Origin of the sequence: Sediminimonas qiaohouensis DSM 21189 (assembly GCF_000423645.1) — a bacterium.
Classification (GTDB): Bacteria; Pseudomonadota; Alphaproteobacteria; order Rhodobacterales; family Rhodobacteraceae; genus Sediminimonas; species Sediminimonas qiaohouensis.
This window is the reverse complement of the sequence record NZ_AUIJ01000002.1, coordinates 289,556-303,291: the sequence shown is the minus strand read 5'-3', so window position 1 is coordinate 303,291 and position 13,736 is coordinate 289,556. Positions and strand designations below refer to the sequence as shown.

Annotated in this window: 9 protein-coding genes; 3 read left to right on the top strand and 6 right to left on the bottom strand. The window is 67.1% G+C overall.

Annotated elements, in window-relative coordinates; translation table 11 throughout:
- Window positions 1-57: 57 nt before the first annotated feature.
- The 5 genes from G568_RS0103885 to G568_RS0103865 all read right to left on the bottom strand — a co-directional run bounded on the left by G568_RS0103885 (window position 58) and on the right by G568_RS0103865 (window position 7,891).
- Entirely contained in the window at window positions 58-480 is a 423-nt protein-coding gene (locus tag G568_RS0103885; RefSeq protein WP_026756797.1) for a cupin domain-containing protein, read from the bottom strand.
- Window position 481: 1 nt separating this feature from the next.
- Entirely contained in the window at window positions 482-1,762 is a 1,281-nt protein-coding gene (eno, locus tag G568_RS0103880; protein ID WP_026756796.1) for a phosphopyruvate hydratase, read from the bottom strand.
- Between the two features lie 92 nt (window positions 1,763-1,854).
- Window positions 1,855-2,745 carry a DMT family transporter gene (locus G568_RS0103875; protein ID WP_026756795.1) on the bottom strand — a complete coding sequence of 297 codons (891 nt, stop codon included), beginning with the start codon at window positions 2,743-2,745 and terminating at the stop codon, window positions 1,855-1,857.
- 98 nt (window positions 2,746-2,843) lie between these two features.
- Window positions 2,844-6,575 (bottom strand): efflux RND transporter permease subunit, encoded by a 3,732-nt coding sequence (locus G568_RS0103870; RefSeq protein ID WP_026756794.1) that lies wholly within the window; start codon window positions 6,573-6,575, stop codon window positions 2,844-2,846.
- A complete protein-coding gene (locus G568_RS0103865) occupies window positions 6,572-7,891 on the bottom strand; it encodes an efflux RND transporter periplasmic adaptor subunit (protein WP_026756793.1) in 1,320 nt (439 codons plus the stop codon). Before G568_RS0103865 ends, G568_RS0103870 begins: the two co-directional genes overlap by 4 nt.
- Window positions 7,892-8,130: 239 nt before the next feature.
- Between G568_RS0103865 and G568_RS0103860 the strand changes: the two genes are divergently transcribed.
- From G568_RS0103860 to der, 3 genes are all read left to right on the top strand, one after another.
- Entirely contained in the window at window positions 8,131-8,820 is a 690-nt protein-coding gene (locus tag G568_RS0103860; protein ID WP_026756792.1) for a hypothetical protein, read from the top strand.
- Between the two features lie 64 nt (window positions 8,821-8,884).
- Window positions 8,885-10,201 carry a PQQ-like beta-propeller repeat protein gene (locus G568_RS0103855; protein ID WP_342664601.1) on the top strand — a complete coding sequence of 439 codons (1,317 nt, stop codon included), beginning with the start codon at window positions 8,885-8,887 and terminating at the stop codon, window positions 10,199-10,201.
- 50 nt (window positions 10,202-10,251) lie between these two features.
- Window positions 10,252-11,733, top strand: a complete 1,482-nt coding sequence (gene der, locus G568_RS0103850; protein WP_026756790.1) for a ribosome biogenesis GTPase Der — start codon at window positions 10,252-10,254, stop codon at window positions 11,731-11,733.
- Between the two features lie 388 nt (window positions 11,734-12,121).
- On the opposite strand, the gene G568_RS0103845 is transcribed toward der, so the two are convergent.
- Window positions 12,122-13,543, bottom strand: coding sequence for a protein adenylyltransferase SelO (locus G568_RS0103845; protein WP_026756789.1), 1,422 nt, complete (start codon window positions 13,541-13,543; stop codon window positions 12,122-12,124).
- Window positions 13,544-13,736: the final 193 nt, after the last annotated feature.

The following is a 13,736-nucleotide window of genomic DNA, read 5'->3' as shown; positions in this document are numbered from 1 at the left end:
CCTGGCGGCGATTCCCCCGGAGTATTTGGGGCAAGATGAAGCTGGGGCCCTTCGCGCTCAGGCGCGGGGGATGTCGAAGCCGGGCGGGGCAAGGGTGAAGCCGGAAAACTCGAACCCGGGCGAGACGGTGCAGCCGACCAGCGTCCAGTCGCCAGTGGGGCGCGCGGCCTGCCAATGGCCGTGGGGCACGATCAGTTGCGGGGCCTGCCCGGCGCCGAGATCGGGGCCGAGCGCGTGATCGCGCGCTGGGCCGCCGTCATTGTCGGCCATCGACAGGGTCAGCGGATCGCCGGCGTAGAAGTGCCATATCTCGGTCGCGTCGACGCGGTGCCAGTGGCTGGACTCGCCCGCGCGGAGCAGGAAGTAGATGCAGGTGCCCGTGGGGCGGCCAGTGTTGTCCGCGCGCCATGTCTCGCGGTAATGGCCGCCCTCGGGGTGGGGGGCGAGGCCCAGCTTTTCGATGATCTGATCTGCGGTCATCTTATTTGCGCTTGAGGATGCTTTCGCCCGCGTAGAGCGCGGTTTCGCCAAGCGATTCCTCGATGCGGATCAGTTGGTTGTACTTGGCCAGCCGGTCCGAGCGAGCGAGGCTGCCGGTTTTTATCTGGCCGCAATTGGTGGCCACGGCGAGATCGGCGATGGTGGCGTCCTCGGTTTCGCCGGAGCGGTGACTCATGACGTTGGTCATGCCGGCGCGGTGCGCCATGTCGACCGCTTGCAGGGTTTCGGTCAGGGTGCCGATCTGGTTGACCTTGACCAGCATCGAGTTGGCGCAACCGCGCTCGATCCCCATCGACAGGCGCGCGGGGTTGGTCACGAACAGATCGTCCCCCACCAGTTGCACGCGTTGCCCGAGCGCCTCGGTCAGGGCGCGCCAGCCATCCCAGTCATCCTCGGCGCAGCCGTCCTCGATCGAGATGATCGGGTAGTCGTCGCAAAGCTTGGTGAGGTATTCGACGTTTTCGGCGGGGGTCAGCGACAGGCCTTCGCCTTTCATCTCGTATTTGCCATCCTTGAAATACTCGGTCGAGGCGGCGTCGAGCGCGAGGAACACGTCCTTGCCCGGGGTGTAGCCGGCCTTCTGGATGGATTTCAAAATGAAATCGAGCGCCTCGCGGGTCGAGCCAAGCGCGGGCGCGAAGCCGCCTTCGTCGCCAAGGCCGGTGGACATGCCGGCGGTGGACAGCTCTTTCTTGAGGGTGTGGAAGATCTCGGCGCCGATGCGCACCGCCTCGCGGATGGAGGTGGCGGCGACCGGCATGATCATGAATTCCTGGATGTCGATCGGGTTGTCGGCATGTTCGCCGCCGTTGATGATGTTCATCATCGGCACCGGCAGGGTGCGCGCCGAGGTGCCGCCGACATAGCGATAAAGCGGCTGCGTGGTGAAATCGGCGGCGGCCTTGGCGCAGGCCAGCGAGACGCCGAGGATGGCATTGGCACCAAGGCGGCCCTTGTTGTCGGTGCCGTCCAGCTCGTTCAAAGCGGTGTCGATGGTGACCTGTTCGGTGGCGTCCATGCCCAGAAGCTCTTCGGCGATCTCGCCGTTGACGGCTGCGACGGCCTCGAGCACGCCCTTGCCGAGGTAGCGGGACTTGTCGCCATCGCGGCGCTCGACCGCTTCGTGCACGCCGGTGGAGGCGCCCGAGGGCACGGCGGCGCGGCCCATGGTGCCGTCTTCGAGGATCACGTCCACCTCGACGGTGGGGTTGCCGCGGCTGTCGAGGATTTCGCGGGCGTGGATGTCGATGATGGTGCTCATGGATGGTCCTTGTCTGGAAAAGTCACGGATCGATCAGGTTCGCGCCGCTTTTACATGGGCAGGGGGCGAAGTGAAAGACCCTGCTGCGCAGCTCAGCGCGCGCGGGCGGCGCGGCGGGTTTGACGGCGCAGGCGGGCCTCGCGCTCAATAGTGTAAAGCCCCGAGCCGACGATCAGCGCCGCGCCCGTGAGCGTCAGCGCGTCGGGGCGCTCGCCGAAGTGGATGACGCCGATCAGCATCGCGAAGATCAGCCGCGAATAGCGGAACGGCGCGATGACCGATATGTCGCCCATGCGCATCGCGGCCACGATGGCGTAGTAGGCCGCCACCCCGAACGCCATCGCTGCCGCCAGGGCGGCCCAGTGTTCGGCGCGGGGCATGGAGGCGGGGGCGGGATCGATGGCCAGCAGGATCGCGCCGGCGGGGACCACCGTTGCGAAGGCGTAGGTCGACAGCTGCATCGAGGAGATCGCGCGCGGTACCGCGCGCGTGGCCAGGTCGCGGATCGCGAGGCCGACCACCCCCTGCACCGCGAAGAGGGAGGCGGCGTCGAAGCCCTCAAGGCCGGGGCGGATGATCAGCAGGACGCCGGAGAAGCCGACGAGGATCGCGCTCCAGCGGCGCCAGCCGACCTGTTCGTGCATGAACAGGGCCGCACCGAGGGTCACCGCCAGCGGCAGCGCCTGCAGGATGGCCGAGGCCGACGACAGCGGCGTCAACGAGATGGCGGTGACAAAGCCGACGGTGCCGATCAGCTCGCCCGTGTTGCGCAGGATCACCCAACGATCCAGCAGGTCGCGCGACAGCAGGCGATCGTGGCGCAGCAGCGCCAGCACCGCGAACACCAGCGCGCCGCCGATGCCCAGCAGGATCAGGATCTGGCCCACGGGCAGATCCTGTGCCAGCGTCTTGATGAACGTATCCTCGAGCGCGAAGCCCGCCATCGCGGCCACCATGAGCACCGCGCCGCGTATGTTTTCCATGTCTGGCCATCCGGGTTAGCCGGGGGCGCGGAATGCGCCGCCGGCGACAGGCTTAGCGGGGCGCGCGGGCGGTCACAAGCGTTGCGTTGCGGCGGCGCCTATTCGGCCGCGCGCAGGGAGCGGCCGGAGCCGGAAGGCAGTTGCGTCGGTGCGTCCTCGGGCGGTGTTTCCTCGTCCCAGATCAGCTCGGGCGCCTTGAGGCGGCGGGCGGCGCGGCGCAGGGACCAATCGCGGGCGACGCGGCTGGAGCGGCCGCCGGTGAGGATCGCCAGGAGCCGCCCGATGCCGCGCATGTAGGTGCCGGCCCAGACCCGAAGCGCCAGCAGCGAGGGGGTGAATACCAGCGTCAGCACCGTTGCGATCCCAAGGCCGAACACCACCGCGGTGGCCAGTTGTTTCCACCACAGGGCGGTGGGGCTGTCGAGCGAATAGCCCCCTTGGAAGAAATCGAGGCTGAGGCCCAGCATCATCGGGGTTAGGCCGGCCATGGTGGTGATCGTGGTCAGCAGCACGGGGCGGATACGCGCCTCGGCGGTGCGGATGATCGCCTCGAGCCGGGGCATGTATTTGCTGTATTCCTGGTAGGTGTCGATCAGCACGATGTTGTTGTTCACCACGATCCCGGCCAGCGCGACGATGCCTGTGCCGGTCATGATGATGGAAAAGCTCTGCTCCATCACCATCATACCGATCAGCACGCCGGTCGTGGACAGAACCACCGCCAGCAGCACCAGAACCGAGTTATAGAAGCTGTTGAATTGTGCCAGCAGGATGATGAACATCAACCCGAGCGCGCCGGCGAACGCCTTTTGCAGGAAGGCGCCGGATTCGGCTTGTTCCTCCTGGTCGCCGGTCCATTCCCAATCGATGCCCGACGGCAGCGGGTCGGTTTCCAGCCACTCGGTCAGGGTGGCGATCCGCTCGTTGGCGTTGACGGGCGTCAGGGTGAGCGTGCCGTCTTGCGCGGCCTGCGCGACATCGGCGGGGGTGGCGCCGCTTTCGGGGGCGATCAGGGCCAGGCGGTCCTGCCCGGATTCGATCAGTGGTGTGCCGTTCGGCGCGCTGGCACCCGGATCAAGACGGCGGGCGGTTCCCAGCGGGGTGCCATCCGGGCCGGACAGCTTGACCAGGTTGGGCGCGACGCCGGCCTTGACGTCGAAATACCGCTTTTGATCGACGCGCTTGATCTGGGCCAGTTTCGGGACCGGTTGGCGGGTGATGAAATTGGCCAGTGGCACCAGCCCGTCGCGGGTGCGGACCTTGAGCGCGTCGAGGGTGGACAGCACGCGATCCTGCTCGGGCAGGCGCACGCGGATCTCGATTTCCTCGTCGCTGCTTTCGACGCGCATCGTGTCCAGAAGGATGCCGCGCGTGACCAGTTGCACCATCGCGCCGACGGTGGCGACATCGGCGCCAAAGCGGCCGGCCTTTTCGACATCGACGTCGATCTGCCAGTCGATGCCGGGCAGGGGCAGGGTGTCTTCGGTCTGGGTCAGGCCGGTGGTTTCCTCGAACTTCGCGCGCACCTGTTCGGTGGTTTGCTTCAGCTCGGTCCAGTTGTCGCCCATGAGGCGCAGGTGCACCGGCTTGGCGCTGGCAGGGCCGCGCGATTGCTCGAGGATCTCGACGCGGACGCCGGGTATGTCGGACAGCGCGGCGGTTAGCTCGTCGATCACGACATTGCCGTCAAGCTCGGGCTGGAAGCGGCGATCTTCCCACGGGACCAGCTCAAGCTGTATCTGGCCGATGGTGTCGAGCGGCGGCTGCGCGCCGCCGGTGTTCTGATCAAGCCCACCATCGCCCGCGAAGGCAAAGGCGTTGTCAACGCCGGGGTGACGCAGGACGATGGATTCGGCCTGCTGCACGATGCGGTCCTTCTCGGCGAGCGACAGGTTGCCACGGGCGCGTACGTAGACGATGGCTTGCTCCGGCTCGGAGTCGACGAAGAATTGGACGCCTCGGTTGTTTTCCTGGTAGCTCAGGAAAACCGCCGCGACAAAGGCCGCGACCCCGCCGATGGCGACGAGGGGCATGATCGGGTTGCTGACGATCGCCTTGATGAACCAGCCGAAGGGGCTGCGGCGGTGGCCGGCATAGATACGACGCGCGCGCCATTCGATCCGGGCCGAACCAAGGGTGATCGAGGCCGCGACCGACCCGCCGAGAAACAGCGCGATGCCCGCGGCCAGCGCGGCGGCGGGGGGCGCGGCCTCAGACAGCAGGTAGGCGGGGTTGAGCACCTGCATCGCGCCCACGAACACCGCGTAGAGCGCCACGGGCACCAGAGCGGCGCGCAAGACCCAGGGCAGGGTGCGGCGCAGCGCGTCGCTGCTGCGACCGAACAGGCGGCTGACGCGGCCGGTGACGCCGCCCATCACCGGCAGGTAGATCAGAGCCACGATCAGCGACGCCATCAGCACGAAGATCAGCGTGACGGGCAGCATGCCCATGAATTCGCCCGACACGCCCGGCCAGAACAGCATCGGCAGGAAGGCGCAGAGCGTTGTCGCGGTGGAGCTGACGATGGGCCAGAACATGCGCTTGGCCGCGTCCACGTAGGCGTGCATCGGGCCGACGCCCTGCGCGATGCGCTTGTCGGCGTATTCGACCACCACGATGGCCCCGTCCACCAGCATCCCCACGGCCAGGATCAGGCCGAACATCACGATGTTCGACACGGTCACGTCCATCACGGCCAGCAGCACGAAGCACAGCAGGAACGAGGTGGGAATGGCGAAGCCGACCAGCAGCGCCGCGCGCGTGCCAAGCGCGGCCAGCACCACGATCATCACCAGCGCGATCGCGGTGAGGACCGAGCCTTCGAGCTGACTGACCATGGAGCCGACGACGCGGCTTTGGTCGTTGGAGGTGCCTGCGGTGACGGCGGCGCGCATCTCGGCGGGCCAGTTGGCCTGTTCGGTCTTGACGATCTCGCGCACGCGGGCGGCGGTGTCGATCAGGTTGAAGCCCTTGCGCTTGACCACCTGCAGCGCGACCGTCGCGTCGCCGTTGAACCGGGCGGTGCCGAGGCGGTCCTCGAAGGTGAGGTTGATGCGCGCCAGATCGCCCAGCGTCACGACGCGGGTACCGTTGGTTTTCACCGGCAGATCGTAGATATCGCGCGCCTCGTCGAAGGACGAGGGGATCTTGACGCTGAACGCGCCCTGATCGGTCTCGACCTCGCCGGCGGCGATCAGCAGGTTGTTGTTCTGCACGACGTTGATCAGTTCGCCCGCCGTGACGTTGTAGGATTCGAGGCGCAGCGGTTCGATCACCACCTCGACCATCTCGTCGCGGTTGCCGGCGATACCGGCCTCCATCACGGCATCGAGCGCCTCGATCTCTTCCTGGAGATCCTTGGCGATGCGGGCCATGGTGCGTTCGGGCACGTCGCCGGTCAGATTGACGATGATGATCGGAAACTCGGAAAAGTTGATCTCGTTGATCGAATACTTCTCGAACCCGTCGGGGAAATTGCTTTCGGCGGTGTTCATGGCTTCGCGCACGTCGGCCATGATCTTGGTCTTGTCCCAGCCAAACTCGAACTCCAGCGCGATACCGCCATAGCCTTCGGCGGCCGTGGCGGTCATCGTCTCAAGCCCGTCGAGATCGGCCAGCTCCGTCTCCATCGGCTTGACCAGCAGCTTTTCGCTGTCTTCGGCCGAGATGCCGGGGAAGGGAACCGAAACAAAGAGCGCGGGGATCTCGATATCCGGCTCGCCCTCCTTGGGCAGGCTCCAATAGGCATAGCCCCCCGCCGCCAGCGACAGCAGGATAAAGGCCATGACCATGCGCGCCCGCGCGGCGGCCCAATCGACCATGCCGATCATGGTTTTGCCTCGTTGAACGTGGGATCGAGCGGCACGCCGGCGGTGACGAATTCCTGACCGACGACGATGACATCCACCTGATCGGACAGGCCGGTGACCAGGACGCCCTCCGCGGTATCGCGCAGCAGGGTCACGGGGCGGAACGCGGCGACGTCCCCGTCGCCGACGATGCGCACGCCAAGCGTTCCGTCATCGTCCAGCGTCAGGGCCGAGGCGGGCAACAGGTGCGCCCTTGCGCCGTCGGCGGCGATGCCGATCTCGGCGGTTTGCCCGTCGCGCACCGCGCCGTCGGGGTTGGCGACCTCGATCTCGACGCGGAAGGTGCGGGTGGTGGGATCGGCCGAGCGCGACAGGAAGGTCACGCGCCCCTGCACTTGGTCGCCCGAGGCCAGCCGCGCCCGCGCCGGGGCGCCGATATTGATGCGCCCGACCTCGGTTTCGGGCACGAAGCCGACCAGCTTGATCGGATCAAGCTGGATCACCGTGGCGCACAGCCCGCCGGGTTGCAGCAGGCTGCCCACCTCGGCGGTGTCGCTTTCGAGCAGGCCGGCGAAGGGCGCGGAGATGGTCAGGCGCTCGATCTCCTTGCGGGCGGCGGCGACGGCGGCTTCGGCGGACTGGATCGCCGATTGCGCACCCTGCAGGCCTGCCTTGGCGGTTTGCACCGCGGCTTCGGCGCTGCGCAGGTTGGCGTGCGCGGTGGCCACGCGGGTGCCCGAGGCAAAGCCTTCGACCGACAGCTTGGAGGCGGCGTTGTCGTTGATACGCGCCTCTTCCAGGCGGGCCTTGGCCTCTTCCACGCGCGATTGCGCCTCGGGGACGCGGGCGCGGGCCTCGGCCAGGCGCGACTCGGCCTCTTTCAGCGCGGCTTGGCGGGTTCCGGCGTCGATCTTGCACAGGATCTCGTCCTTGCTGATCTCGGCGCCCTTGCGCAGGGGCTGCGAGATCACCTGCCCGGAGGTTTCGGCGCGCGCCTCGACCTGGCGATAGGCTTGCGTTTCGCCACGCAGGATGACGGCGCTGTCAACGGTGCGCGCGGTGGAGCGTTGCGCGACGACCGAAACGACCTGCTGCGCATTCTCTTGCGCGGGAGGCTGTTGCGCGGCGGTCTGGGCGGTTTGAGTGTCAGCAGGCGCGGCGGTATCGGCGGTATCGGCGCCGGTGGGGGGCTGTGCGTCGCCGGTCAATTCCTCGACCCGTTCCTGCAGGGGCGCGACACCTTCCTGCGCAACCTGAAACAGCAAGTCCCGCTCCATCACCAAGAGGTACAGAACGGCCGATACCACTATAGCGGTCAGGATTGGGATCAGTCTCATTCGGGGTCCTCTCGGCCGCGGGAACGCTTTCATTGTAATGCAACGTTAAATAACGCCGCCCATACCGATTGCAATGCTCGCTGGCAATCATTCTGAACTGATCAGTTCAGATTTGTTGCCCAGACGCCACACGAGACGCCACAGGAGGCATCACGCGCAACACCGCCCGGCGCGGGCGCTGCCCCTTGGCAGAGCGCGGCCTTCGCGCTAAGAGGGGCGAAATCATTTGGGGGTGACGCGTGAGCCAGACCGACAGTTTTATCGAAGAAGTCACCGAAGAAGTGCGCCGCGACCGTCTGTTCCGGCTGATGCGCAGATATGGCTGGATCGCGGTGCTGGCGGTGCTGCTGCTGGTGGGCGGCGCGGCCTTGAACGAGTGGCGCAAGTCGCAGGCAGAGGCGCGCGCGCAGGCCACTGGCGATGCCATCCTGGCGGCGATGCAGGCCGACGAACCGCAAGCGCGGGTTGACGCGCTGGCTTCGGTCGAGACGCACACGCCGGGCGCGCAGGCCGTGGTGGACATGCTCAGGGCCGCGGAACTGGTCGCGGACGGGCAGGCAGAGGCGGCCGCGGGGGAGCTGGACAGCATCGCCACCGATGGCGAGTTGCCCGAGATCTACCGCGACATGGCCGGGTTCAAGTCGGCGCTGCTAGCCGAGACCCTGGGCGAAGAGGAGCGTCGCCTGCGGCTTGAGGGGCTGGTCTCATCCGGATCGCCCCTACGGCTTCAGGCCGAGGAGCAACTGGCGCTGATGGATATCGCGGCGGGCGCGCGCGAGGATGCGATTGAACGGTTGCAGCGGATCATGGACGATTCGATGGTGACATCGGGCTTGCGCCGGCGCGCATCGCGGTTGATGCTGGCGCTTGGCGCCGAGGATGCGGCCGCGGCCGACACGGCGGTGCCGGGCACGGGCGGCGGCAACTGAGGCCGCGACCGGCGGCGCATGTGATTTGGCTGTGCAGACCCGCGAGGGTGGACAGGGGGCAGACGTGTTGAAACGGACCGTGGCGATTGTGGGACTGGCCGGGATCATGGCCGTGTCGGGGTGTGAGCGGGAAACCTACCTGCCCGGAGAGCGCGAGGACGTGCGCGCCCTGAGCGGCGAAGAGCAAGCGGCAGAGCAGCCGCAAAACACCGCCGCGCCGATTTCCCTGCCGGGGCAGGTTCAAAACGCCGAGTGGACGCACACCATAGGCACGCCGCGAACGCGGGTGGCCCATGCCGCGATGCGGCCCGCGCCGCAGCAGGTCTGGAGCGCCGGTATCGGGCAGGGCGACAGCCGCCGGATGCGCATCACAGCCGATCCGGTGGTGGCCGGGGGCCGGATTTTCACCATGGATGCGGCGGCGCAGGTGGTTGCCACCTCGACCAGCGGGCAGACGATCTGGAGCCGCACCGTCACGCCGCCGGGCGACCGGGCGGATCAGGCGACCGGCGGGGGCCTTGCATATGGCGACGGTAAGCTGTTCGTGTCGTCGGGCTTTGGCCTGTTGACGGCGCTGGACCCGGCCAGCGGCGCGGTGATCTGGCAGCAGCGTTTGCAGGCCACGGGATCGGGCGCGCCGACGGTGTATGGCGGGCTGGTTTACCTCGTGTCGGGTGACGATACCGGCTGGGCCGTGGATGCCGAAACAGGTCGGGTACAGTGGCAAGTGAATGCCACGCCCGACGTGTCCAACGTGCTGGGCGCGCCGGCGCCGGCGCTGAGCGGCACTTATGCCATCTTTGCGTTTGGCGGCGGTGAAGTGCAGGCGACCTTCCGCAAGGGCGGTTTGCGGGCCTGGAATGCGTCGCTGCGCGGTCAGCGCCGGTTCAGCGCGCTGGCCAAGGTCGGCGACATCACCGGCGATCCGGTGATCGACGGCAACCGTGTCTACGTGGGCAGCCACGCGGGCCGCGTCGTGGCCCTGAACGTCGCCAATGGCGAGCGGATATGGACCGCGCGCGAGGGCGCGGTGAACCCGGTCTTGCCGGCGGGCAATTCGCTGTTCATGATCTCAGATCGCAACGAGCTGATCCGCCTGAATGCAAGCAACGGCAGCCGCGTGTGGGGCGTGGAACTTCCTGGTTTCATCAAGTCGCGCCCGCGCAAGCAGGTCGAAGTGGTGGCGCATTACGGTCCGATCCTGGCCGGGGGGCGCATCGTTGTTGCCTCGAACGACGGGCAATTGCGGTTCTTTGACCCCAAGAGCGGCGCGCTGACACATGCCGCCGCGGTGCCCGGCGGCGCGACCACCGATCCGGTGGTGGCGGGCGGTACGCTTTACGTGGTTGGGGTACGCGGGCAATTGCACGCTTTCCGTTGACGCCGCGATGGTGTATCGCGGCGGCCTGATCCGTTGGGAGCCCGTTATACATGACGTTCACACTGGCCATCGTGGGCCGCCCGAATGTGGGCAAATCGACCCTGTTCAACCGCCTTGTCGGCAAGCGTCTGGCGCTGGTTGACGACCAGCCCGGAGTCACCCGCGACCTGCGCGAGGGCGAGGCGCGGCTGGGCGATCTGCGCTTTACCGTGATCGACACCGCCGGGTTGGAGCAGGTCACCGACGAGTCGCTTCAGGGGCGGATGCGCAAGCTGACCGAGCGGGCAGTGGACATGGCCGATGTCTGCCTGTTCCTGATCGATGCGCGCACCGGCGTGACCCCCACCGACGAGGTGTTCGCAGATATCCTGCGCAAGCGGGGCAAGCACGTGATCGTGGGCGCCAACAAGGCCGAGGGCCGCGCCGGCGAGGCCGGCGCGATGGAGGCGTGGGGCCTGGGTCTGGGCGAGCCGCTGCGGCTGTCGGCGGAGCATGGCGAGGGGCTGAGCGATCTGTTGCACGTGTTGATGCCGTTGGCCGATGAGCACGCGGCGCAGGCGGTGGACAGCACGCCGGTCACCGACGTGGCGATCGACGAGGACGGCGAAGAGGTCGAGGGCGAGAATGCCGTGCGCTGGCCCACGCCCGAGCGGCCGATGCAAATCGCCGTGGTGGGGCGGCCGAACGCGGGAAAATCAACGCTTATCAACAAGATACTGGGCGAAGAGCGCCTTCTGACCGGCCCCGAGGCGGGCATCACCCGCGACGCGATTTCGCTGTCGATCGATTGGGATGGCCTGCCGGTGCGGATCTGGGATACCGCGGGCATGCGCAAGAAGGCGCGCGTTCAGGACAAGCTGGAGAAGCTGAGCGTCTCGGACGGGCTGCGCGCGGTGAAGTTCGCCGAGGTGGTCGTGGTGCTTCTGGATGCGGCTATTCCATTCGAGCAGCAGGACCTGCGCATTGCCGACCTGGCCGAGCGCGAGGGGCGCGCGGTGGTCGTGGCGGTGAACAAGTGGGACATCGAAGAGGACCGGCAGGGCAAGCTGCGCGATCTGCGTGAGGCGTTCGAGCGGCTGTTGCCGCAGTTGCGCGGTGCGCCGCTGGTTACCGTGTCGGCGGTGACGGGGCGGGGCCTGGACCGGTTGCAGGCTGCGATCAAGGGCGCCTACGAGACGTGGAACACGCGCATCCCCACGGCGCAGCTCAATCGTTGGCTGGCGGGCATGGTCGAGGCGCACCCGCCCCCCGCGCCGGGCGGCAAGCGGATCAAGCTGCGCTACATGACGCAGGTCAAGACACGCCCGCCGGGGTTCGTGGTGATGTGCTCGGCGCCTGACAAGATGTCGGACAGCTACACCCGCTACCTGGTGAACGGGCTGCGCGCGGATTTCGACATGCCGGGGACGCCGATTCGGCTGCATATGCGGGGGCAGGGGGCCAAGAACCCCTACAAGAACCGCCGCGAGAAGAACGCCGGCGCCCTGGCCAAGCATCTTGGCAAGGGGCAGATGCGCACCAAGCGCGGTTAGTGCTTTCCACCTGACGGAAGTTTCGCAGCGGTGGTTTTAACTGCCGCGCAGGGGGGCATGGTGTCCTATTGCGGACGTTGAAGGCTTGGCACCAATGCGCCGAATCGAGGCGCGCTTGCGCGCCGCCGCGCAGCGCCCGACCGCCCTCGTCGCACCAGAGGTGCGCCGCTTATCGTCGGCACGCCTCTGGCGTGGCGGGCGGGCGCTTTTGCCGACGTATCGAGTGATTGATAACGAAGAGGTATTTGGCTGGCACAAAGTGCGAGTCACACACGTTGCAGCGCCCATCCGACGGTCGGGGACTACGCGGCTCATCAATCGGTCGCCAAGGACCGCATCAATGTTATCACCGGCCTTCAAGAACCGGGGAATTCGCGGGAACCTTTTGTCAGGTGCCGCAGAAAGTTTGCCTGACGACCTCGTGTGGCTGTGGCGGCTCGGTCAACGCGCGGTTTTCCGGTGCCGGGTCGTCATAGGGAGTGGACAGCGCAGACAGCAGCTGGTGGAACGGCGTCATGTCGCCCGCGACGGCGGCCTGGATCATTTCCTCGACCCGGTGATTGCGCGGGATCAGCGCCGGGTTCGCCGCCAACATGCGCGCGGCCGGGTCGGTTTCCGACGCCAGCCGGTCCTGCCAGCGGGTATGCCAGTCGTCATAGCGCTCAGGTTCGGGGAAATGGTGGCGCGCGTTGCCGTGAGCCAAGTCGCGGAAGGTGTTGGTGAAATCGGCGCTGGCTTCGGCCATGAGGCCAAGAAGATCGTTGATCAGCGCCTCGTCGCCGTCTTGCGGCGCATCAATACCGATCTTGGCGGCAAAGCGGCGGCGCCATGCGGCCTCGATCCGGGCGGGCATGGCGTTGACGGCGTCTGTGAAGCGGGCGATGGCGTCGTCGGTATCGGGCATTAGCGGCACCAGCGCACCGGCCAGTTGCGCCATGTTCCACACGATGATGCGCGGTTGGTTGTCGTAGGAATAGCGCCCTTGCCGGTCGATCGAGCTATAGACCGTGACGGGGTGGTAGCTATCCATGAAGGCGGCGGGGCCGTAATCGATCGTCTCGCCAGAAAGCGCGGTGTTGTCGGTGTTCATCACGCCGTGAATGAACCCGACCGACAACCAGCTTGCCACCAGATCGGCCTGCCGCTCGATCGCCTGTTCAAGCACTTCCAGCGGCGATTGCGCCTGCGGGAAGTGGCGGGCGCGGGTGTGCTCGAACAGGGCCTTGAGGCTTTCAATATCCTGCCGCGCGGCAAAATACTGGAACGTGCCGACGCGGATATGGCTGGCGGCGACGCGGGTCAGCGCCGCGCCGGGCAGGGCGGCGTCGCGGTAGACCGGCTCGCCGGTGGCGACGGCGGCCAGCGCGCGGGTGGTGGGGATACCCATGGCGTGCATCGCCTCGCTCAGCAGGTATTCGCGCAGGACCGGCCCCATCCATGCGCGCCCGTCGCCCATCCGCGAATAGGGGGTGCGGCCGGCGCCCTTGATCTGGATGTCGCGGCGGCGCCCGTGGCGATCCACGACCTCGCCCAACAGAATGGCACGCCCGTCGCCCAGTTGTGGGTTGAAGCCGCCGAACTGATGCCCGGCATAGGCCTGCGCCAGCGGGTCGGCGCCGGTGGGCGTGCGATTGCCGGCGAACACATCGGCGCGGTCTTGCGCGGTGCCGGGGTCCACGCCCAGCTCGGCCGCGAGCGCGTCATTGAAGGCCAGCAACTCGGGCGCGGCCACGGGGGCGGGCGGTTGCCTGCTGAAAAAGCTATCAGGCAGGCGCGCGTAGCTGTTATCGAACGGTATGGTCAGTGTCATGCTGCTAACATATGCCATTGATGTGATTTTTCCAGTTGCTCCGATCGGCGAGGCCAAGGGGGGTGTTTGTTGCGATCGGGCTTTGAGCAATCATGCGGAGGATCGCCGAACCTCGGCCCGACGATACGCGGCTCTTCAGTCTACCGCGACAGGATAAGGGCAACCTGATCGTTCAATAGCGCTGCCGCTTCTT

Excerpts from the sequence above, each read along its gene's own strand:
- G568_RS0103885 (WP_026756797.1), bottom strand. The coding sequence starts at position 480 with ATGACCGCAGATCAGATCATCGAAAAGCTGGGCCTCGCCCCCCACCCC.
- eno (WP_026756796.1), bottom strand. The coding sequence starts at position 1,762 with ATGAGCACCATCATCGACATCCACGCCCGCGAAATCCTCGACAGCCGC.
- G568_RS0103875 (WP_026756795.1), bottom strand. The coding sequence starts at position 2,745 with ATGGAAAACATACGCGGCGCGGTGCTCATGGTGGCCGCGATGGCGGGC.
- G568_RS0103870 (WP_026756794.1), bottom strand. The coding sequence starts at position 6,575 with ATGATCGGCATGGTCGATTGGGCCGCCGCGCGGGCGCGCATGGTCATG.
- G568_RS0103865 (WP_026756793.1), bottom strand. The coding sequence starts at position 7,891 with ATGAGACTGATCCCAATCCTGACCGCTATAGTGGTATCGGCCGTTCTG.
- der (WP_026756790.1), top strand. The coding sequence starts at position 10,252 with ATGACGTTCACACTGGCCATCGTGGGCCGCCCGAATGTGGGCAAATCG.
- G568_RS0103845 (WP_026756789.1), bottom strand. The coding sequence starts at position 13,543 with ATGACACTGACCATACCGTTCGATAACAGCTACGCGCGCCTGCCTGAT.